13 protein-coding genes are annotated in these 21,387 nt (G+C 59.5%); 8 read left to right on the top strand and 5 right to left on the bottom strand.

Translation table 11 applies throughout. The features are described 5' to 3' along the window. Nucleotide 1: 1 nt before the first annotated feature. Together ASF72_RS17260 and ASF72_RS17255 are read left to right on the top strand one after the other, a co-directional pair. A complete protein-coding gene (locus ASF72_RS17260; RefSeq protein WP_157371061.1) occupies nt 2–1,171 on the top strand; it encodes a hypothetical protein in 1,170 nt (389 codons plus the stop codon). Further along, nucleotides 1,168–2,394 carry an aminotransferase class III-fold pyridoxal phosphate-dependent enzyme gene (locus ASF72_RS17255; protein ID WP_056600943.1) on the top strand — a complete coding sequence of 409 codons (1,227 nt, stop codon included), beginning with the start codon at nt 1,168–1,170 and terminating at the stop codon, nt 2,392–2,394. Before ASF72_RS17260 ends, ASF72_RS17255 begins: the two co-directional genes overlap by 4 nt. Here the strand turns inward: ASF72_RS17255 and ASF72_RS17250 are convergent. Further along, nucleotides 2,314–3,246 (bottom strand): HAD family hydrolase, encoded by a 933-nt coding sequence (locus tag ASF72_RS17250; protein ID WP_162242816.1) that lies wholly within the window; start codon nt 3,244–3,246, stop codon nt 2,314–2,316. The two genes, ASF72_RS17255 and ASF72_RS17250, sit on opposite strands and share 81 nt — an antisense overlap. A gap of 673 nt (nt 3,247–3,919) precedes the next feature. Between ASF72_RS17250 and ASF72_RS17245 the strand changes: the two genes are divergently transcribed. Together ASF72_RS17245 and ASF72_RS20490 are read left to right on the top strand one after the other, a co-directional pair. After that, a complete protein-coding gene (locus ASF72_RS17245; protein WP_056600939.1) occupies nt 3,920–4,669 on the top strand; it encodes a hypothetical protein in 750 nt (249 codons plus the stop codon). 329 nt (nt 4,670–4,998) lie between these two features. Further along, nucleotides 4,999–8,508, top strand: coding sequence for a hypothetical protein (locus ASF72_RS20490; protein WP_157371060.1), 3,510 nt, complete (start codon nt 4,999–5,001; stop codon nt 8,506–8,508). A gap of 429 nt (nt 8,509–8,937) precedes the next feature. On the opposite strand, the gene ASF72_RS17235 is transcribed toward ASF72_RS20490, so the two are convergent. After that, the gene (locus tag ASF72_RS17235) at nt 8,938–14,190 is read right to left on the bottom strand and encodes a winged helix-turn-helix domain-containing protein (protein WP_157371059.1); all 5,253 of its coding nucleotides are present in this window, start codon (nt 14,188–14,190) and stop codon (nt 8,938–8,940) included. Between the two features lie 567 nt (nt 14,191–14,757). Here ASF72_RS17235 and ASF72_RS20170 point away from each other — a divergent pair. Then, nucleotides 14,758–15,768: a trypsin-like peptidase domain-containing protein gene (locus tag ASF72_RS20170; RefSeq protein WP_082484470.1), complete on the top strand. Its 1,011-nt coding sequence runs from the start codon at nt 14,758–14,760 to the stop codon at nt 15,766–15,768. 407 nt (nt 15,769–16,175) lie between these two features. Beyond that, nucleotides 16,176–16,448: a zinc-binding dehydrogenase gene (locus ASF72_RS21310; RefSeq protein WP_442854173.1), complete on the top strand. Its 273-nt coding sequence runs from the start codon at nt 16,176–16,178 to the stop codon at nt 16,446–16,448. Nucleotides 16,449–16,872: 424 nt separating this feature from the next. Here ASF72_RS21310 and ASF72_RS17230 read toward each other — a convergent pair whose 3' ends face one another. The 3 genes from ASF72_RS17230 to ASF72_RS17220 are packed head-to-tail and all read right to left on the bottom strand — an operon-like array spanning nt 16,873 to nt 19,507. After that, nucleotides 16,873–17,445: a flavin reductase family protein gene (locus ASF72_RS17230; protein ID WP_056600933.1), complete on the bottom strand. Its 573-nt coding sequence runs from the start codon at nt 17,443–17,445 to the stop codon at nt 16,873–16,875. Between the two features lie 2 nt (nt 17,446–17,447). Beyond that, on the bottom strand, nt 17,448–18,494 hold the full coding sequence (locus ASF72_RS17225) for a methionine synthase (RefSeq protein ID WP_056600931.1): 1,047 nt from the start codon (nt 18,492–18,494) through the stop codon (nt 17,448–17,450). 20 nt (nt 18,495–18,514) lie between these two features. Next, a complete protein-coding gene (locus ASF72_RS17220; protein WP_056600929.1) occupies nt 18,515–19,507 on the bottom strand; it encodes a DUF1852 domain-containing protein in 993 nt (330 codons plus the stop codon). Nucleotides 19,508–19,627: 120 nt separating this feature from the next. On the opposite strand from ASF72_RS17220, the gene ASF72_RS17215 reads away from it, so the two are divergent. Together ASF72_RS17215 and ASF72_RS17210 are read left to right on the top strand one after the other, a co-directional pair. Next, nucleotides 19,628–20,569 (top strand): LysR family transcriptional regulator, encoded by a 942-nt coding sequence (locus tag ASF72_RS17215; protein WP_050684287.1) that lies wholly within the window; start codon nt 19,628–19,630, stop codon nt 20,567–20,569. A 126-nt stretch (nt 20,570–20,695) separates the two neighbouring features. After that, on the top strand, nt 20,696–21,262 hold the full coding sequence (locus tag ASF72_RS17210) for an MmyB family transcriptional regulator (RefSeq protein WP_056600928.1): 567 nt from the start codon (nt 20,696–20,698) through the stop codon (nt 21,260–21,262). Nucleotides 21,263–21,387 lie beyond the last annotated feature (125 nt).

The raw sequence follows: 21,387 nt of genomic DNA, 5'->3' as shown, positions 1-21,387 counted from the left end.
TGTGGTCGTTGACCGCACAGGTCGCACTGTCCTCGGCCGCGAGGGCCGACGTGCGGTAGCGGATGGTTGGGATCTCACGCTGATTGTTGGCCGAGACCAAGTCGGCAGGGCGGCGGGAGCGCGCGTCGTAGAAGTCGACGACCTTACGGCCGCCTCGGTGACCGAGGCGTTGACACTCGTACAGCAGAAGTACGGCCCGGTCGATCGCATAGCTACAATCTCGGAATATCTGCTCCTGCCGGTAGCCCAGCTGCGGGAGGAACAGGATATCCCCGGCCACGGCGTCGAGTACACGGCTCGGTTACGCGACAAGTGGGCAATGAAGCAGCAGGCGCGGGCGGCTGGGCTCCGACATGTGGACGGACTCCTCGCACAGCAGGTTGCGGCAGGCAAGCGCCTTCCTACCCACGGACCGGGCTATGTACTAAAGCCGCGCGCCGAGTCCGGGGCACGCGGGGTTCAGGTGCTCGCGTCTTGGCATGAGGTTGTTGCCGCAGTCGACAGTCTTGTCGACCCAGAACGATGGCTCATTGAGCGGTTCGCCGTGGGTGAGGTGCTGCACGTTGACGGCTTTGCCGCCAAGGGCCGAGTTGAAATGCAAGTCTCCCGCTACCTGCGGCCGTGCCACACCACAGGTGGCATAGTCCCACTCTCCTCCCTGACCGTCGATGATGCCGAGCTCCGCGCCGAGGCAGAGACGTTCACCCGTGAGATCCTTTCCGCTTGGGGAATTGCAGACGACGTGTTCCACTGCGAGCTGTTTGTCGAAAATGACGGTTTGACGCTATGTGAGGTAGCCGGCCGTCCGGGCGGTGCAGGCGTGCCCGAGGTGTTTGCCTTGACTCGCGGCGTTGATCTCCGGCACGCCAAGCTCCGTCTCGATCTCGGCCAGGTTCCCGATGCCGGTCGAATACCGCCGGTCGCCGAGCACGGCGGCTGGACCGTGGTGTACCCGCAGTCGCCCGGTGACCGATGCATCGACGACACGCAATTGCGTGGACACCGGACGCGGCGAACGGTCGCTCCCGGCGACCTCTTCCTCGATGGGCTTGCCGGTATCGGCGTAGCAACCTATAGCTTCGCCGAGGACTCGTCGCAGCGGGTCCGCGAGTTTATCGATCGCTACGAACGCGAGGTGCGCGTGCTACCTCAAGAGCGAGCATTGGCATGACGGTAAAACCCGCCTCGGAGGTTGAGCTGCGAAGGCGCGCTGCAAAAGCGATCCCAGGCGGCATGTACGGACATAACGTCGAAAAGTTTTTGTGGCCGGGTGCACCGCAGTTTTGGTCGCGGGCACGTGGATCGCGTGTCTGGGACGCAGATGGCAACGAGTACGTTGACCTCATGTGCGGCTGGGGGCCGATCGTGCTCGGCTATTCGCATCCCGAGGTCGAAGCAGCAGCGGATCGCCAGCGCCGAAGCCTAGACCTTGGGAATGGTCCCGCTGCGGTATTCGTCGAGCTCGCCGAGCGTCTAATTGACGTCGTCGATCATGCCGACTGGGCTGTGTTCGCGAAGAACGGCACCGATGTCACCACCGCAGCACTTGTGGTTGCAAGGATCGAGACAGCGCGTTCGACCGCACTGGTCGCGCGGGGCGCTTTTCACGGTTCCGCACCTTGGTGCCACTCTCATCGACCCGGAGTGACCTCGGGTGAGCGGGCCTCGATTGCGTACTACGACTACAACGATGCGGAGAGTCTCCGTACTGCCGTCGCCGAGCACGGCGATGATCTCGCTGCGATCCTCCTAACCCCGCACCGCCACGATGCTGCAGCTGACCAGGAGTTGATCGACCCTGAGTTCGCTCGTGAGGTGCGCCGGCTTTGCGACGTTACGGGAGCCGTGCTGGTTCTCGACGAGGTTCGCACTGGTTTTCGTCTCGCATTTGGCAGCAGTTGGGCGCACCTTGGCGTGGAGCCCGATTTGTCATGCTGGAGCAAAGCCATCGGGAACGGCCACCCGGTGTCCGCGCTCCTCGGCCGAGAGTCACTTCGAGCCGCCACGAGCGCACACCTCCTCGGTGGGACATTCTGGACTTCGGCCGTGCCGCTGGCTGCCTCGCTCGCCACGCTCCGCATCCTCGAGTCTGAAGGCGCTGCAGCACGGATGGCCGCGCTCGGCGAGACGATCGCCGATGGTATCGTCGAGCGCGCGCGGCATCACGGGGTCGGTGTTCGGCTCACAGGTCCGCCGGCGATGCCTTATCTAGCGTTTGATAATGATCCCGCGTTTACGAGGGCGAAGTCCTGGGCCGCAGCCGTGGCTGCCGCCGGGCTGTATGTGAATCCGAGCCACAACTGGTTCATCTCGTCAGCTCTCGACGCCGCTGATGTCAAGCTGATTCTCAACGCCGCCGATGCGGGGTTCGCCACCGTTGCCGGCCGGTGGTGACCGCCTTACCTTGGCAACGCCTCGGTTGGCGATCCAAGCCGCCACCTCGATCGGATCGGTACCGAGCTGTCCGCTAGCCGCCTGGCGAACCTCCCGAGGGGCGTTGCCGACCGCATAACTTTCATCTGACGAGGCGAACAGCGAGAGATCGTTCAGTTCGTCACCGAACGACACCACCCTGTGGATGCCGAGCTGGTCGGCAAGCTCGCGCACCGCTGTGCCTTTCGATACCCCCGCTGCGGTCACCTCAAGCCACCAGCCTTCTTCGGGTGCGCTTGGGCGCCGCAGAGCGGTGGATACTGCAGCTCCGAGATCTTCCTCGAGGTCATTTCGCAGCCGCTCGACTTGGCGACGCTCGCCGAGGGCTACAACGCCAACTACATCGTCGATGGGCAGCGCGCCGATGTTCTCTACCGGTGCCTGCCTAGGATCCCTGCTTCGTCCTGCCCAGAACGCACGGACATATCGGTCTTCAGTCTCGCTGCACCATGCGGTCAGCTCTCGGTCGGTAACCACATGCACCATCGGGCATAGGCCAGCGTGCGCGGCTTTAAGGACAATCTTGTGTGCTAACGCTTGGGCGATCGTGCGGATAGTGACTGGCCGATCGATCAAGGGGTCTAACGTGACCGAGCCGTTGTGGAGGACGAGCGGAAGGCTAAGTTCGACTCCGGTAAGGAGCCGTCGGGCACTAGTCCAAGAACGAGCGGTGGCGAAAGTAACGAGCACGCCTCTGTGGATCGCTGAATTGAGGAGTCTTACTGACTCCGGGTCCAGCCTGCCGCAGTGAACTAAGGTGCCATCGAGATCGGAGACGTAAAGAGGGCACCCAGGATCCTGTGTTCTGTTCATCAGCATATGCTCCTCGGAGTGCTCAGAATCTCAGGCATTTCCCTCCCCGAGAATTACATGACGTATTCTCAAACTTACCGATAGTAACTGCCTTGTGAGTAGAAGCACGATCATCAGAAAAGGGAACGCGTCGAGAACGGCGTTAGCCACCGGTAGACCCACGCAGTGGGTGAGCGCAGGGAATCGAGTGGCCTACGTCTACATCATCGAACTAGTCCAGGTCCGAGAGTGGTGTTTCCGTGTGGGGGTAAGGAACAAACGAGTCGGAGCGGGGCGGGCTAAAGTCTTCCTCACCGAACCGGTCATGGGCTTGGGCTCGGAAAACACTTGGGAGATAGATGGAGGAAGAATGTGGCAAAAAGTGGGTGTTGACGATGTCAACACTTTTGGCTGCGGACTGGATAGTAAAGCCGCGGATTCCCTCGGTTTCCGTATGTTTTCGGAGTTGCCAGTGTTTTCAAGGGCATGGAATACGGTTGGAGTCCCACCTCGGGCACAGTGTTTCCGCAGGTCAGTGGCTTTTTCTCTTTGCACCGTTGACAAAGCTTGACATTTTCCCAAATTCCGCTGCCATGGCGGGCTTCTCGCTGAATCCGACTCTCATAGACAAACTTTTGCTGGTACGGCTACCTGCATCCCGTGGATCTCGCCTTAGACTTGCTGGAGTCCGAGGGTGACGACTGACTTCACCGCAGAAGCGGAAAAGCTGACCGAGGTATGCCGGGGAATCTTCGGCGATGAGACCCAGTGGATCGCAGCCGATGGCTACCCCCAAAGCCTGGCGCTCTGCATCATCGACTCCATCTTCTCCACGGGTTCTCACTACAACAGCGTCATCAACGTCGTGAACGAGTACCGGGCCTATCGACGCGCCGAGGGCGGCAACGCGGATTATGACGGGACAGCGGAGCTCCTAGCTACCTTTGCGGACGTCGGAGACAGTGCGGCTGTCTGGGCAGACAAGGTAGTCAATAACCGCAGGCCAGCACACACTAGAAAGAACGCCCCGCTAAAGGCCGAGGTCATCCGTCAGGCCGCTGAGAAGCTCAAGGAGCTGGGCTACACCACGCGGGATCACCTGCACCGGGCATACGCAGAAGACAAGGAACTGAAGGCGCTGAAGGACGCCTGGATACAACTGCCCAGTCAGCGGTCCGGGGTGACCTACAACTACCTGCTCATCCTGGCCGGCTTCCAATCAGTGAAGCCTGATCGCATGGTGATCAGGTTCATCAAGGAGCATGCGGAGCTGGGGGAGCGGGAACTAAGCACTTCTGAGGCTGCAGACCTGATCAAGCAGATCGCCGAACTATACCCCACCGAAGCCAGAAGACTGGACCACGTGATCTGGCGGCATGTGTCGGGCCGGGATGTGTTCAAGGAAGAGGACGTGGAGATTCTCGGCCGAAGTAGCGAACTTTAGGCAAATACTTTGCCTTCCGGCCCCACGGTCTAAGCTCGGGATCTACCGCAACACACGGACATCCAGTACCTGTTGGCCACCTATAGAGCTCTTTATCGGCTTGAATGTTCTCTATGGGGCAAAATAAAGCTAGAAAGCCAAAGAAGCAGCGACGGAGTAACTTGGATCGGCTAGATCCTTTGGCCCGATCAATGAGTAGTTGCAATGCAGACGAATTGTGGTGGCTTTTATTCGCAACTGCATCGTCGCCATCGGCACGCCACCGCTCTGCTTCCGTTGGTAGCGCCCTCGCGGCCGCCCTCCGAGCCCGCGCTATCGCGCATACCACCGTGTCCAGCCCGCTTCCATCAGTCCAAGAAATCGTCGATCGGGCAGCAGAGACTTCAAGAATCGATGGTACACAAGAGGATTTCATTCCCAAGGACCCGTCTGAATCTCTATTCGTCCGAGTCGGCGATGATCTGCGGCATTTTCTACCTGGCGCTACGGAGCGCCCTATCGCTGACCTGTCTCGTGCCCTGCGTTTAGCAGAGGCCCTAGACCCCTTTCTCATCAGCAAGCATGGGTTTGGTCTCGCGAATGTCATCCGAGTGGCCTACAACTGGGCGCACACTGCAACCAACGGACTCTCGTCCTCATTTAGACGCGCTCCGAACCTTCAGTTGCGCGACAAAATCGTCCTTCCTGTTGAGGAAGTGGAAGCGGCCAAAGCCCTAATTTCTCAAGGACCGTTGACGACGTCTGAGCTCAAGGAAGGAGATGCCGCAGCTCTTGAGTGGATGACCACGTCATCCGATAACGCGAACTTCGATTCTTCAAGTCCGAACAGCCCATTTGGTCGGTACTTGAGGTACAGAACACCGGGACTACCCGACCAATGGTTGCCTCCCACTTACGTTCCGGAGATTGTGGGTGCTGCAGTGTCCGAATTGGTTGCTACCGTCGGTCGAAACCCCGAAGCACGCCGTGCTCTGCGTATATCAAGTCTAGATGCCACGCGAAAGGCGCTTTGGAGGTTCTCGAAATCGTTGTACGAAGGTGCGCCGAAACTGGCAGGTACCGCTCCGCTGACTGGACAAGAGATCCAATGGATCCTGCCAGTGAATACGAATACTGCCATTGCTGTTTCCATGGTGCAGATAGAAGATTTCTTGCCACAGAGCCAATCATTTGCAAGCGACAGGCTTGCGAAAAGAGTTTCACGCAGTGGCGAGCCCGTTGTCGTCGCCCTCGCCGGCGGGGGAGAGCTCACGCTTCCGGCAGACACTGAAATAGTCCCTCTCGTTATCTTTGCTGCAGCCGGCCATCTCGCCGTACCCCAGAGAAAAGGCTCGGCGACACTGGCGTTAGAAGACCTGACGTGGATCGCTGAAACTGCAAAAGACGAAGATGACCTGTATCTCTTTGCACGCGACCTTAGCGACCCAAGCTTTCCAGAGAATTTCGGGTGGGAAGCCATCAACTACTGGGAACCATGGCGGGCTAACGGTAAGTCTTTCTTCGCCGGGGGCATCACCCCCTCCTTCTTTTACTTTGAAGCCCATGCCGGGGACGCGGAATGGGAACGTGCTGCTGAGCTCTCCTCACTTGAGGAAGCACTGCATGCCACCGGCCTTCCACCTTTGCGTAATACACAGGTGGCCGAAATGACTACGCAGGGCGTGGCAACAATAGCAATCCAACGGCAAGGTGGACGCTACGATCCTCTCACTGGCCTCCACCAGGCGCCTTCCGTGATGGGCTGGTCGCTAGCGCTAACGAATCCACCAGTAGCAATCACCAGGTCAAATCCATCTTGGAGCCCAGCGGAGCACTATGAATTCCTCTTCGACTTCTGCGGGGGTCTAGTCTTTGCTTTTGACGCCATCCGCGAGAGCTGGGAACAAGCGCATTCTCACTCAGAAACGACCGGCTATCGACTCGTACTTGAACCACTCAAGTCTGATTCAGATATCCATCCTGATCAACCAATCGTGGAGTCCGCCGCCGTTAGTGAGGTACATGTAACCGGTGAACGGATATTCCGATGGACAATGGATATCGAAAAATTTGTCGAATTGGCTGACGGTGATCCGCAAGCGGCAAACCGACTAACAGCAGATGCCTTCGTTGGTTTGCTCGAGTCACTTAACCTTCATAGTGACCTAATTGCCAGCCTCCGGGAGGATTGGCTTTCGAACAAGCCCTTCTTGATCCTGGAAACGGCTAGATCTAGGACCACTCTCCACCATCTACCCGCGGCATGGAGCCTCGACTCCGCAGACGAATCAGCTACGATCGCAGCATCAGCCCGAAAATTAGCTGCCAGTGACGTCGAACCTGGGACATACCGGGGCCACGACGCCAACAGACTCGTGCAGCAACACCTCGCACCTCTTGCCCTGGCCTCGCTCACGGAACGCATTCGCGCCCACGATAAACAAGAGATACTTGAGGCCGGACTAGAGCAGCTCAACCGGGTCATGGACGACGGCACCCGGCAGCGAGAGGACCTCAACAGGGTAGCCGCCCACCTACACGTCACATGGGATCCTCAAAAACAAATGGCAGAAGCCATGGGCAACACGCTAATGCTCCGACAGTGCAACGAAATCATCGTCGAAGCAGCGCTGCGCAGCACCGTCGCTGACGGCCCGCCCCTTCCGATAACGAGCCGGAGATGGAGCGGACTTCTTGCGGCAGCGAATGCATATCGGACCATGACCACCATCAGTGAGCGCCTTCACCATAAGGTCGCCCCTTTCACCATCGAAATCACCCACGCGTACGAAATCAGCTTCGTACAGGACGAACAGCCGACACCCGGCTCCTGGGTGCTTAACGTCGATGCCATGGACAAGGCTTCCGCCGGCGCCAGTCTCAATCTACGGAAATCACCGGTAACAGAATCACCGCTATCAATGGTCGAACTCGATCAAGCCATGCTCCAAACAGAAGGCGCAAGCGTGGAGGACATCTTCCACGTTCTAAGCGCCCTCGTCCGATGGGATTCATTTTCACAAGGCAGTAGCGTCGGAACAGTTTCCGAGAATGCGGTTATTGACTGGATCTGCACAGAGGCCAACGACACCACCGGTGCCCGATGGGAACGATACAGTCGGGCGCTAAAGCTCTTAGTCAGCACCTCGGAACAGCTCCAAAAATCTGACTGGGAACCGTGGCAGACCAGAACTAGGCGCCACCGACTCTTGGTTCAGCCCATCGTTCGATCCGAGGCTGGCAATCTCCTAATAGCCCCGCAATACTTGATGACGAGTCTCAGCGTCTATAACAACCACCTGTCCCAAGGCGTCTTGCCATGGACAGACCGAATCCCACCGGAGGTAGGAAAAGCCCTCGAACGTATCCGGGACCTACGCAACAAACACTTTGAAAAAACGCTCGAGAATGAATTGAAGAGTCTCGGCTTCAGAACCATTGCACGTGTAAAAGCCGGCGACCACAGACGGCTCGGAGTCCCAATGCTCACGACTGAGATTGACCTCGTCGCCGCGAAGCCCGGGCAAAATACCATCTGGCTCATTGAAGCGAAGGATCCTGCCTCTGTACACGCCGTGGCCGAAACCGCCCGGCAGTTGCGAACCTTCTTCCGGGATTCCACGAACTCACGAGGCAAAACCAAGCCGTCTTACTCGACTCAACTGGCCCGGAAGGAAGCCGAACTGAAGCCGTTCATAGACCAAGTCGCTGTCAAACTTGGGTTGGATCCGTTGATGGACGGATCTGCGTATTGCCTCTCCACGGTTTTCGTGACCCGTAGGGTGGCTCCGGCCGGTTTCGTGAACGAGAAATTTCCGGTGCTGACCCTTGAGGAATACTTACGACTCTGGTTGTTGTAGAGGAATACGCGTAGGCTCCCTTCATTCCACGCGGTTCTGGGGGCTATCGCGCGCCTCAATCGTAAGATCCCGAGTTGGGCGCGGTGAATCCAGAAGAAGCTTGCGCCGAGCGAGTCACCTCATCAGCCTCTCGGGTCTATACACGCTAACGCTCTCTGGTCAGGGGGCGGGGTGATACAGGGCGGCGACCGAACGCCGGGATGTCTAGCGGTTCTTGGCTTTCCATCACCCGTCCGATCAGGGACAGGTATCGATGCGTCGGCGGGATAGGCATCTTCTGCTTTGACCTGTGTGACCGCTCTCGCTCACCGCATCTGCGCACACCAAACGTCCTCGTTCCTGACCAGAATCACATCGCCACCTATCGGCGTTTCACGGTTCGTGATTCGGCCCGCTGGCAAGAGAATGCCGGACGGCACCTTCATCCGTCTACTCGTCCAGCTGCTGAAGTCTGACGGCAGCGCGATCGCCGGCGGCCGCCAGTCCATCAACGATCCGGTGGTAGTGACTTTTTACCTCGCCGATAATAAGGCCAGCGTGGCGAAGCTCAACCAGCCATTCTTCGAACAGCCAGAGGTGGTTTGCGACGAGGTCAAAGCGGCCGTCGATTATTTTTTCGATCCAGGTCAAGGCAATAGTTATCTGCCATGTACGCGGCGCACCCTTAGCAAATTTGATTATTGCGTCCACGGCTTTAGGCTCATGACGCGCGAGAACTAACCAACGGTCTGCAAGGGGGCCGAGCGCCTCGGGCTGCAGCCAGTTCTGCCGGCAACGAGCCAGGGTTCCGTCGATGTTTGAGTCCCATGACCTCGGGCTCGGGGTGGGGAGCAAAGCCGCCGTCAAGTAATCGAACCAGTGACGTTGTGAACGAAGTTGACTACCGTCGCCGATGGCGTCCAACGCGATCTCCATCGCCCACGGCCAGAATTGTGGCATGGATTGTCGTAGAGATTCGTTGTAGGTAAACACGGTAGCGAATCCATCAAAGAGCAGATGTAGCGCGTTCGAGTCAGCTGCGAACGACTCAATGTGGGATCTGATTGGTCCGCGGTCGCCGCCCAGCACGACTTCGATCATTCGCCGAGCGACCGGGTCATGAGTGATATGCGAATGGTGGTCGTAACCCTCCTTCCACCAGTGAGCGAGCCCTCTTCGATGGGCATCCCAGAGAGGGGCCCAGAGGTCTTGGACCGCGCTGTGAATGCACGCAACGTTTCGGGCGTCCACCATGCATGCAAGTGGCATTCGAAGGTGGTTGACGAGCAAACTCTCATCAGGGAGCTCCGGCAATGTCTCGTGGAAGGGGGTCGAGAGCGAACCGGGTCGCCGCCGTTGAGTCTGCTGGTCCCATGGACCCAGCAACGAGTCTGCTAACCCCATGACCGCTGCTTCCCAGACCGGCTGATGGCGCCGACATCGCCCCGTGGATTGGTCGACATCACATTGAGCGCCCCACACTGGGGCGCATCCCTTGACGAAGATTGCACGTACTTCATCGAACATGCTCGTCGCGAGCGACCGCAGACACCTCTGGACTCGCTCTTGGTCAAGGCTCATCTCGTCGAACCGTTCAAGCAGGAGAAGAGGAGCGGATGCGGCAGCTGCTCGATCCGCTCCCATCGAGAACATCGTTCCACTGAAACTCATACCGTCGACCCGTGGATTCTCCGCAGCCCACATCACGGCGTCCGCCGCCCACGCGAGATCAGATGGCTTCAGCGGTTCGAGCCCCAAGGCATGGGCGCGCACGGCCGCCGCGGCGACAGCGACAAGAGCGTTCTCGGGCCACAGTATGCCCTCCAGCGTCTCGCTGCCATCATCAATTTCTCGGGCAGTCTTGAGGTCCTCCTGGATGTTTTCGACGGGCCAGTTCTCAGGGGCGTCGTTGTGATGCGCATACCGGTTCTGGAGACTGTAGAGGGTGTTCGTTTTCTGAAGTTCAGCAGTGCGGGGAGCAAGGACCTGCTCGATCCGTTCGGGCCGTTCGAACTGAATCAGGATCTGGTCGCCGCTCTCGCTGGCGCTATAGTTCTCGATACGGAACTCTTCCGCCCAGCTCTCGATCACGGCGATGTCGTCCCCGTCGCGGGAAGCGTCGCTTTGTTCAGCTCTTGCGTTCTCGAGGAGTTTGGTGCCGAGGGCCCGCAACTGATCGAGTCGCTCGTTGTCACCCGCGAGTCGGGCGTTGACTACCATCGAGCCTACGGTTTCGTGAAACGTGTACCTTCGTCGGTCTGACCCCGTTAGCTTGTCGGCATCTGCGTCTCGGACTCGGAAACCGTAGTCACTAGTGACGCGAGCAGTCTCCAGATGCCAAACCGCTGGGGAAGCTAGGAATGGGTCAAGAAGCGTTCTGGCTTCGTCTGGGTGCCGGGTCAGGAACCCAACGACTAGTCCGGGAATGGCAAGGTTGTGGCAGTCGCGAAGCAGCAGACGAAGGATTGTCTCGACCGGCAGTTTCAGTACCTCGTGCAGGTGGTCGGCGAAGCGTTCCACCGCGAGTAACGCACTCATGCAGGCGTAGGGCCCGACGCTGGTTCCTCGATACCAGGCCCAAACATGGCTGTCTCCAACAAAGAGTCGCCGCCCGGTTGCCGGAAGATCGAACTCCACTCCCTCTAGGCCTTCGGGATTACCCTCGATCTGATCCGTGGGTCGTTCTCCGACTCGGAACTTCGCGGCGTGGTCCAGCATCCGGTTGATAAGCCCAATGGCTTCTGCGGGAATGGCGTTGAGCAAGCGGAAGAAGGGACCGTAATACCAAGCCGCCTGTGGTGATCCGAAACCAGGGCCAAGCCCGTGCCTGTAATCTCGAATGCCGTCATCCATAAGGTGACTATGAGTCCAGTGTTCGTCAGGATCGGGTAGTTCGATGTAGTACGCTTCGGCCAAGTCCAATAGCAGGTTCGGCTTTGCCTGCGACATGCTCACGGCAACAACGATCGACTCCACAGCAGGGTCCAGACTCCCCGGCCGTTCTTTTGCGACCGTGCGGAGCCAAGCCTCCGCCCGGTCGTCGAGATCCGGCCCCAGCGTTGCCAGCGCCTCGATTGTGAACTCGTCGTACAGCGGGGGATCGCCCGCCAGGATCACATCTCGGACCTCCTGGCGGAGTCGATTCTGACCTTGGTTTGAAGTTGCCATTCCGCGTAGCCAGGCCAGGACGAGTTCACGGATGACCTCATGTAGGTCTCGATTCCCAAGTCCTTGCCTACGTCCAAGCTGCGGTCGTTCAGCGAAAACGACCTTCACGAGAGGAGCGAGTGCAAATGGGTCCCCAATGGTGCCGCTCACATAGCGGGCCTCGGCCAGACGGAGAAGAGTCAACAGGGGAGCATAGCTTTCCCCGGTGAGTATCTCCCACAGTTCGCGCACGGCAGCCTCCGCGTCTCCGAGCGTGAGGAGAGCTTCGTAGGGTATCTCCAGCCAACGTTTGCCTTGCTCTTCTCCAATGTCGCGGAACTGAGCTGTAAGAGCAGTCCAGCTTGCCAACCGGTTCCCGTTTAGGAGCGCGGTCTGGCATCCGAGGCGAGCCGACCGGATTGACCAGCGAGGCGCCCCCGCTGCAGCAAGCAGATCCCAGCCGTTCGTTATGAAGAGCCGACAGAGAGCGAAATCACGGAACAGATCCGTGGTGAACTCATCTCCCGGTGCAAATGCAGGGTTATTCGGCATGCGAAGCACACCAACGGAGCGGAGTTCAGCAGGGCCAAGACCGTGCGGCGAGTCCGCCGGGACGCCCAGCGTTTGCCGGGCGACGCGCAGAGCAGCCTGTTCCCGGTCATCGGGTGATGCGGAGCCCACGACATGCACCTCATTGTGGCGGATGAGGTTCCGCCAAACGGTCGAAAACACGTCCGCCTCGCAGAGTAGCTCGCCAGGATCGAGATCAACACCTGTGCGTAGCAGCGCGTCGACGAGGCCGGGGCGCCCAAGGAGCCACTTCGCACGTGGATCGCTGGCCAGTCGCGCCAAGGGCAAGAAAGTGGCCGGAAGTTCGTCACATTCCGAGGCGGTCAACGGCATCACAACATGTTCCGCTGGGGCACTTCGCAGTCCCGCAAGCTCACAAGCGCGAGCCAGCTCATCCCGAACCTGGCGTGACCCGTCCGTGCGCGTCACCGCCACCACCCCGACGCCCGCCCGCAAAGCTGATCCGGCGACCGTGCGGAACACCTGGGCCTTGCCTTCAAGAACAGATTCTGCGCCATCGATGAGAAGAAGCCTTATCGGTCGCACCGGTCCGGCTCCCATCACCTCGTCCAACGAGTGCCCACCCAGCTGACTTTCGAGCTCAGACACGCTCAGAGGGAGGTCGCGCAGACTGAGGGAGGTGACTGCCCCACCTTCTCGCTGGATGGCTTCAGCTGCCCTCAACGACAATGCGGATTTCCCGACATCAGGGTCCCCTGTAACCACGAGGGACCCTGCAGAAGCCCCTGCCGTCCGCATCTGGTCTAGGAGTCGAGTTCGTTCCTCGGTACGATTCAACTCAAGTTCTTGGGTTCCAGACCGCAGTGCCGGGCGAATCGATTCACGCAGCTGCACGCCGAACCTGTCGAATGCTGCCCAGGTGCTGGCATAACGGGCAGAGCCCAGAAGTGGATAGTTGCTCAAGCTCCGGCGAATCTCTGACTGCGTGAGCACTGCTGCTTGCGGCGCCCATTGCCCAACAAGTTCTTCTATGCGCGAAAATAGAGCGTCCGCCATCGCTGGGGTGCCGCCGCTGAGCATTCGCTGCAGCGCGTTCACCGCTGCAGTCCGGTCTTCTCGGTCCGTTCTCTCAAGGCGCAAGCTTCGTGTCCTGAGAGTTGAGAGAAGCCGCCAAGTCAGCTCTTCACTACTTAGCCCGCGAGCAGTGGGAAGGCCGGTTGCCGCTTGCCTTACGAGTCCCTGAATGTGGGCGTACCGGCCACGAACTCCGGCATTAGTTCTGCCGGACTGCGTCAAACGCTGGGCCAGCTCTTCGCCATTTGGAAGGGACCGGGCAAGCTCTGCGAGTTCGGCGAGTTGGGTGATCGCGTTGGCGCTAGTCGATACTGCGAGGACGAGGTGCCACAGCCCCGACGATGCCTCCGGCCAGTGGTCCGTCACCACAGTCAGGAAATCGCGGATCAATGGGACCGATGCGGTGTCGCTGTCGGTCAGTGCTGGATTTCTGCGTACCGCAATAGACGCTCGGTGTGTTCGTCCGTGAGCGTCGCTGCCCTCAAGTAGAAGATCATCGACTTCGCTGAGGTCGCTGGCCTGTAGCCGAATTGAGTTTACCGATACCGCGTCGCCGAGCTCCGAAATGGAGCCGCCGCCGAGGAAGCTCGCGATCAGACAGGCGGCGTAAGAGTGCTCCAGGCGAACACCTCCACCTCCCGTCGAGTATGGACTTGACCCGTTTGCTTGCGAAGGGGAATGTTCGGCAGGTGCTACCTCTTCCAGCCATGCGCTGATCAGAGGGTTAGAGACTGCAAGTTGCCACAGAATTGCTCGCCCCGACTTCTTCGAGTCGGCGAATCCAGCGTCCGACAACTTCGCCAGTGCCCCGTTCGCTGTTGTAGGAGCGACCTTCAGTTCCGATGCAATTTCGCGCCCGGAGCGCGGATTCATGCTTCCCGCCAGCAGTACAAGGGTTCGGTACTCGGTATCGCTGAGGGTTGCTTTAAGGGTTTCCGTAGCAGTCGCCATCTTCCAAGCCTAAACCCTCATGTCCAGAATTACTGGACATGGCCGTGTCCCAGGTGCCGTTGAGTCAAGGGGTCGTCGGCGGAGCAGTTACTACAGTCGGCGACGTCACGGCGGACCGCTGAAAGTTCGCGTGCACGTACCCGCGTTGCCTTCCTCAACGCTATCGAAGCACACTCGCTGGTTTTGTGCCCCTGCCAGCCAGTGCCGCCGCACTTGAGTGCAGTCCGCACCGCAAGAGTCGCTAGGGGTGAATCGGACGCCGAAGCTCCCGGCGAGAGCCACCGTAAGTTGATGAACCTGACTTCCCAGGGGTCTGCGGCAATCGATTCGTGATGTCGACCCGGCGACGGGGAAAAGATCAGGCGGGCAAGTCCGAGTGACGTTTCATTTGTCACCTCAGCCGTGTACTAGAATTGCCCAAGTTCACGGCAGGTCCTTCCAAACAAGGGCCGCGTCAGCCCTTGGTACAAACAACCTTTGGACCGGATCGTAGGGACCCGGACAAGGTTGACCTGCATAGTGTTGGAGGATATAGCCTCAGTGCATCGAGCATGATAGTAATCAGTCATGAATATCTTTCCTCAAGTTGAGGACTCGTCGCCAACCCCGCCTCCTCGCCTGAGCGGGTTGTTCAGTTCTAGTCGGCTGCCACTTGTATCCAAGTACTCCCTCAAGTCTCTAAGGCTAAAAGTCTTTGATGCATACCCCCCGGAAGTGGGGGAACGCACAGAGGAGGAAGAGAAAAAGCGCCCTGAAGACATGGTGGCAACCGGATTTCTCGTAGAGATAAACTCTTCCGGTGACGTCGTATTTGTTACGAATTACCACGTCGTCACATGGCGCACTCTAGAAAATGACTATGTCGGAGACGCGTTCAAATCGAGAACACCCCGAACAATTCGGGTAGAACTTCCGAGCGAATTCACACAACCAGAAGGTGATTCATTGGATGAGCCCGCTAGGTGGGAAATACAGCTATACGATGGTGATCCGGGCGACCTCTTGCCACTTTGGTTTCAAGATGGCAATCACGAGCGCGGCGAACTCAGGCCGCCGCAAACGGATGTTGTTGTGTTTCCCGTTGAGCGTGAGCGGGCGAGGTGTTTGGACCGCTTCGTCTACAAGTGGGATCAGGCGGAGGGCCTGCCCTTGTCCATCACAGACACCCTATACGTCGTGGGCTACCCAAAGTCGGTTGGCAATTTCGTTTCATCAACACCGATATGGACGAAAGGATCTGTAGCCAGCGAGCCTGGAATGGATCCTGACGACCGCTTCTTCATTGACAGTAGGACACGGCCTGGCCAATCTGGATCTCCAGTAATTGCGTACAGGCCCGGATCAACGATCAATTCAGCGGGTCCCGCCGGCCTGGTGGAAGAAAAGGCTGTCTTGCAAGGGGTTTATAGCGGTCGAACCGACAAAGATTCAGATATCGGTTCTGTTTGGACTATGGCTGTAGTAGAGCGCATCGCTTACAAGATTCCGCCACAGATGCACAATGGAAAACCCAACCCATTCACTTCTAGTTACGCCCGCAGCCACGTGGAGGATGTAGACCTTCCTTCCCAGCGATAAGACACGGAGTGGATCGATAGCAGCGCGGTGTCCTCTGCATGCGCGTTCTGCCCGGAAATCACAGAAGCTGCGCTGTAAGACCGTTACAGGCACCGGCGCAGCTCCTATGACTTTCTAGTAGCCCCTCTGGCACACCTCGGCGCGCTGGTCGTCGGAATTACAGGTCCAAAGCTGAAGAGCGGTTTGAAGAGCATCGATCAGGGACAACGACGCTTGCAGACTGCGGAATCAAGCGCGCTGGCTAGTTGGAACGTCCTCACGTTGCTCGATGGCGGGACCACCATCGTGAGAACTGGCGAGCGTTTGATCCCTTTGTGCTCCGGCTATGCCCGGAGATCATCCATCCCGGAGTTCGCACCAGGCAGTCGAATTTGTCAATCAAGATCCTGTAGAAAGCGGTGTTGACGATGTCAACACATTGCCGCTCTGTCCGTGTCGTACCGCCCTCGTATTGCCTCGGTTTTCTTATGTTTTTGCCGGTTCCCAGTGTTTTCAGGGACTGGAATGCGGTTCGAGTCCCACCTCGCACAACCAATCCACGCGATGGCTTCGCCGAAGCTGCCGCCCTTTCCGGGTTCTCGCTCAACATTGAGCACCAATACACGCTCAACGAAGCCGCCGCGGCACACCGAGCGGCCGAAAGTGGTCACACTGTCGGGAAACTCATCGTCATCCCATAACAAGGGTGAAGGCGGCAAGGCCGAAAGGCGGCGACCCCAAAAGTCCGCCGCCTTTCGTCGTCACCGCACTTTCAGAAAGCCCCGGCACCACTATCGGCAGTCAGCCTACGCGTCCGGGACCCACGCGTGCTTAGGCGCCCGGACTTCGTGAGCTCTTCCCGAGGCGCTTGGGTGGTATGGGCTCTATTCGGCGAGTTTCGCGACTGCCTGCGTCCAGAGGACGAATTTGTTGGTACCGAGGTCTTTGACGGTCTTGATGCCAAAAACGGTTTCCCATGCTTCGGAGCGTGCAGCCTGAATTGGTGTGCCCGGGCTACGTCCGAGCCGTCCATAACATCACGCCGGAGACGAGGACAACGGCGGGAGTTATCCTCCCGCCGTCGTGGGCCGTCCGCCGTGCCGCCTCGCATTGGTGGCGCGTCGCTCAGCCTTCCAGCTTGGAATGCTCGCCCAGACGGTGCCACGAACGGTTGTGGTGGACCAGCGCGTCGCCGGGTTCACCCGCTTGGACGTCACGCATCACACGGGACTCCAGGGCGTGAACGGCAATGATGGTGGCGGTCCCCACCTCCATGCGATTGATGACGGCGCAGCGCACCCAGGCGCGGACATCGTCATACACCGCTTCGCCGGTTGCGAGGGACGACCAGCGGTGCGTCTGGTCAAAGCGGTCGACGCCGGGCGTCGCTCCAAACTTCGCCAAGTCGACGTCGTGCGCGTCAAGCAGGTGCACGACGACGGTTTCGGCGCGCGAAAGCACTTCGGACGCCGAGGACAGTGCCGAGACCGAGAAAATCAGCAACGGAGGTTCCGCACTCACTGACACGACCGACGATACCGTCAGCGCCACCGGTCCCTCGCCGGCATCCGCCGTTACGACGGCGACACCTCCCGGGTGGCCACGGAAAAGTGACTTGAATTCGTCGGCCGAGAGGGTGGACGGGAAGCGTTGCTTCGGAGCCTCGAGCCAAGTGTCTGCGGGGTAGGCGTGGAACATCGTTAGGACACCTTGGGTGCGGAGCGCTCGAGTTCCTCGCGAACGATTCTCGTCCCTGCGCTGAGAGCACTCAGCTTGGCCAGTGCGATGTCCCGGGGGAACGGTGCCATGCCGCAGTTGGAGCTGGCAATGAGCTTGTCCGCATCGACGAACTGCAGGGCCTTGCGGAGGGTGTCGGCGACTTCCTCCGGGGTCTCGATGGTCTCGCTTGCGACGTCGATTGCCCCGAGCATGACTTTCTTGCCGCGGAGGAGCTCGATGAGGTCCATGGGCACGTGGGAGTTCTGGGATTCCAGCGAGATGATGTCGATGCTGGAGCCCTGAAGCAGCGGGAACGTTTCCTCGTACTGCCTCCACTGCGAGCCGAGCGTCGCCTTCCAGTCGTTATTGGCCTTGATCCCGTAGCCGTAGCAGATATGCACGGCGGTCTCCGCACGCAGCCCTTCTGCCGCTCTTTCAAGCGCAGCCACGCCCCAGTCCTTGACCTCGTCGAGGAAGACATTGAACGCGGGCTCGTCGAACTGGATGATGTCCACGCCGGCCGCCTCCAGTTCCTTCGCCTCCTGGTTCAGGATCGCAGCGAACTCCCAGGCCAGCTTCTCGCGGCTCTTGTAGTGGTCATCGTAAAGTGTGTCCACCATGGTCATTGGACCGGGAAGAGTCCATTTGATCGGCCGGTCGGTGGTTGCGCGGAGGAACTTAGCGTCTTCGACGAATACCGGCCGCTCGCGGCGCACGGCTCCGACGACGGTCGGCACGCTCGCGTCGTAGCGATCGCGGATGCGCACGGTCTTGCGCTGTTCAAAGTCGACCCCGCTGAGATGCTCGATGAAGGTGGTGACGAAGTGCTGGCGGGTTTGTTCGCCGTCGCTGACGATGTCGATGCCGCGTCGGCTCTGTTCATGGATGGCGATGCGCAGCGCATCCTGCTTACCCTCGAGCAGCGCATCTCCCTCCAGCTTCCACGGCGACCACAGAGTCTCCGGCTGTGCGAGCCACGATGGTTTCGGCAGGCTTCCAACAACAGTGGTGGGCAAAAGTGTGTTCATGATTGACGTTTCTCCGTGGGTCAGTTGACGAGGGCGGGGTGTTTGGCGGTCCACTGGTCCAATAGATCCTTGTGGGGCGTGATGAAGTGTTCCTCCGTGTACTTCGCCTGGGTGACCGCGAGTTGACTGCGCTCGACGCGGTCGTAATCGATCTGGGTCCGCGAGTAATCCTGCTCTCCCAGGCTCGGTTGGTAGACGACGGCGGCGGCGGAGTTCGCGTTGTAGACCTCCGGGCGGTAGATCTTCTGGAACGTCTCCATGGTGCTGATCGTGCCGATGAGCTGCAGGTTGGAGTAATCGTTGAGCAGGTCGCCGCGGAAATAGAAGGCGAGCGGCGCAACGCTGCCGCGCGGCATGAAGTAGCGGACCTGCAGCCCCATCTTTGCGAAGTAGGCGTCCGTCAGTGAGAACTGGTCCTGCTGGTATTCGACGCCCAGGACCGGGTGGCGGTTCTCCGTTCGCCGGTAAGTCTTGGTCGTGGAGACACTGATGCACACCACTGGCGGCTGCGGGAAGCGTTCCTGGCATGCCGGGGAATCGAGGAACTGCTGGAACAGTTTTCCGTGCAGATCGCCGAAGTCCCCGGGGACGGTGGGCTTGCCTGACTCCGTTGCTGCCGCTGGCAGTACGACGCTGAAGTCGAAGTCACGGACGTAGGAGGAGAAATTGTTCCCCACGATCCCTTGGTGGCGGACCCCGTTTAGCTGGTCGACGATCTGGATGTCGAGAACCTCGAACAGGGGGAACTTCTGATCTGTACCCTCCGCCGTGAACTCTATTTGCACGGAAACGATCTCAAGTTCGAGCGTGTAACGGTCCCGGTCCGGGTTGTCCCAGCTTGCGAGATCGTTGAAGCGTCGCCGAATCATGGTCAAGGCGTTGCGGAGGTTCTCCTGGCGGTGCTCGCCCCGTGCCAGGTTGGCAAAATTTGTGGTGATCCGGGAGCCTTCCGACGGGGCGTATTCCTCGTTGAAGGGGGTGGTGGTGATGCTGAAGGTGAAGTCGTCTGCCATGTGCTGCCAATCCGTTGATGGGCCGGAGACGGCCTTTCCGAAGGGGGTGCATCCATAGTGCAGCCTTCCGAGAGGTATCAAGTAACTCGTGGCTACTATGCATTCATATAGAATTTTCCTATGGCCCAGATTTCGAGCGGATTGACCCTGCAGCAGCTCCGCTATTTCATAGAAGTTGCAGCGGAGGGGTCGATCTCCGCGGCGGCCGATCTTCTCTACGTGGCGCAGCCGACAATGTCCGCAGCGATGAAGGACCTTGAGGCCCGGGTGGGCCGTGGGCTCCTGGCTCGCTCCGCCCGCGGGGTCACCCTCACCGCCGACGGGGTGGAGTTCCTCGGCTACGCGAGGCAGGTCGTTGAGCAGTTTGCTCTCCTCGAGCAGCGCTACCTTGGCAGGCCACCGCGGCGACGCCTGCTCGGGGTGTCAACGCAGCACTACTCGTTCGCGGTGGACGCCTTCGTCCGGATGGTCAAGGCCACTGATGTGGCAGAGTACGAGTTCTCGCTCCGTGAGTCCCGTACCTGGGACATCATCGAGGATGTCCGGACGCTCCGCAGCGAAATAGGCATCCTCTACCGGAACGATTTCAACCGGAAGATCATCGACAAACTGCTCCGGGAATCCGGGCTCGCGTTCACTCCGCTTTTCCTCGCCGATCCGCACATTTTCATTTCGCGGAACAATCCGCTCGCCTCAAAAGAGCGTGCGACTCTCGCCGATCTCGCCGGCTTGCCGCGGCTAACCTTCGATCAAGGTGCGAACAACTCCTTTTACTTCGCCGAGGAGATTCTCTCCACCATGTCCAGTAAGCAAGAGATCCGGGTCTCTGACCGGGCCACGATCTTCAACCTCATGATCGGGCTCCACGGCTACACGATCTCGACCGGCATCATCAGCGGGCAGCTCGACCCGGAGATCGTCGCCATCCCGCTCGACGTTGACGAACGCATAGAGATCGGCTGGATCGGCCACGCAGCGATCCCGCTGACCGACCAGGCACAGCTCTACCTCAGGGAATTGCGGGCCGTCGTCGCCGAGTTTGGCGTCGCGCTACTTGACTGACTGCATGAGCGGGCGGGACTTTACCCTTTCGGTGATTGGATGTGTTTGTTGCACCTGATATGGCGGGGTTAACGGTCTACGGTGGGTTTGCGCCGCGTGCCGGGACTCAGCCGTGAGGAACTCGCCATGCTCGCAGGAATGAGCGTTGACTACTACAACCGGCTCGAACGGGGGAACCTCACTGGCGTTTCCGACAGCATCCTGGGATCCCTGGCCCGCGCGCTCTACCACCCCAACGGGGACGAGCCGGAGCAGCCACAGAACTTCGCCCGCTTCCTCTTCCTCGATCCTGCGGCGCCCGGCCAGGTGGTGGACTGGGAGCCCATGGCCCAGGACATTGTTGCCATCCTGAGGCAGGAGGCTGCACGGGACCCCCATAACCGGGACCTGACCGACCTCATCGGAGAGCTCTCCACCCAAAGCGAGGACTTCCGGAGCATGTGGGCCGCCCAGAACGTCCGCCTCCACGGGTCCGGCACCAAGTCCTTCCAGCACACCGTAGTCGGCGCCTTCATTTGCTGGTCGCGGCGCTCGCTCTGTCCGAAGATCTCAAGGCTGATACCGCTAAGGCCTATGCGCCGATGGCTGTGCTCGATACAAAGATGCTTGCCGTCTCGTCGGAGGTTATTGCCAGAATCACCGGTGACCTGGCAGGCGCTCCGCGCTGACAGCGCGTCCCCCATCGCGCCGTGAAGGTTGCCCCAACGCACGGAGTTTCGGCGGGGTCAGCGGTAGAGGCCTGCGAGGAGGGCGATGATGTCCTGCAGTCTTGCGGGCGGGTCTTTTTTGGTCCAGGCAGCGTAAACGGGTACGGGGGG

This window comes from Arthrobacter sp. Leaf141, assembly GCF_001424565.1.
GTDB lineage: Bacteria > Actinomycetota > Actinomycetes > Actinomycetales > Micrococcaceae > Arthrobacter.
The sequence above is the reverse complement of the archived record's forward strand: the minus strand, read 5'-3'. Positions and strand labels throughout refer to the sequence as shown.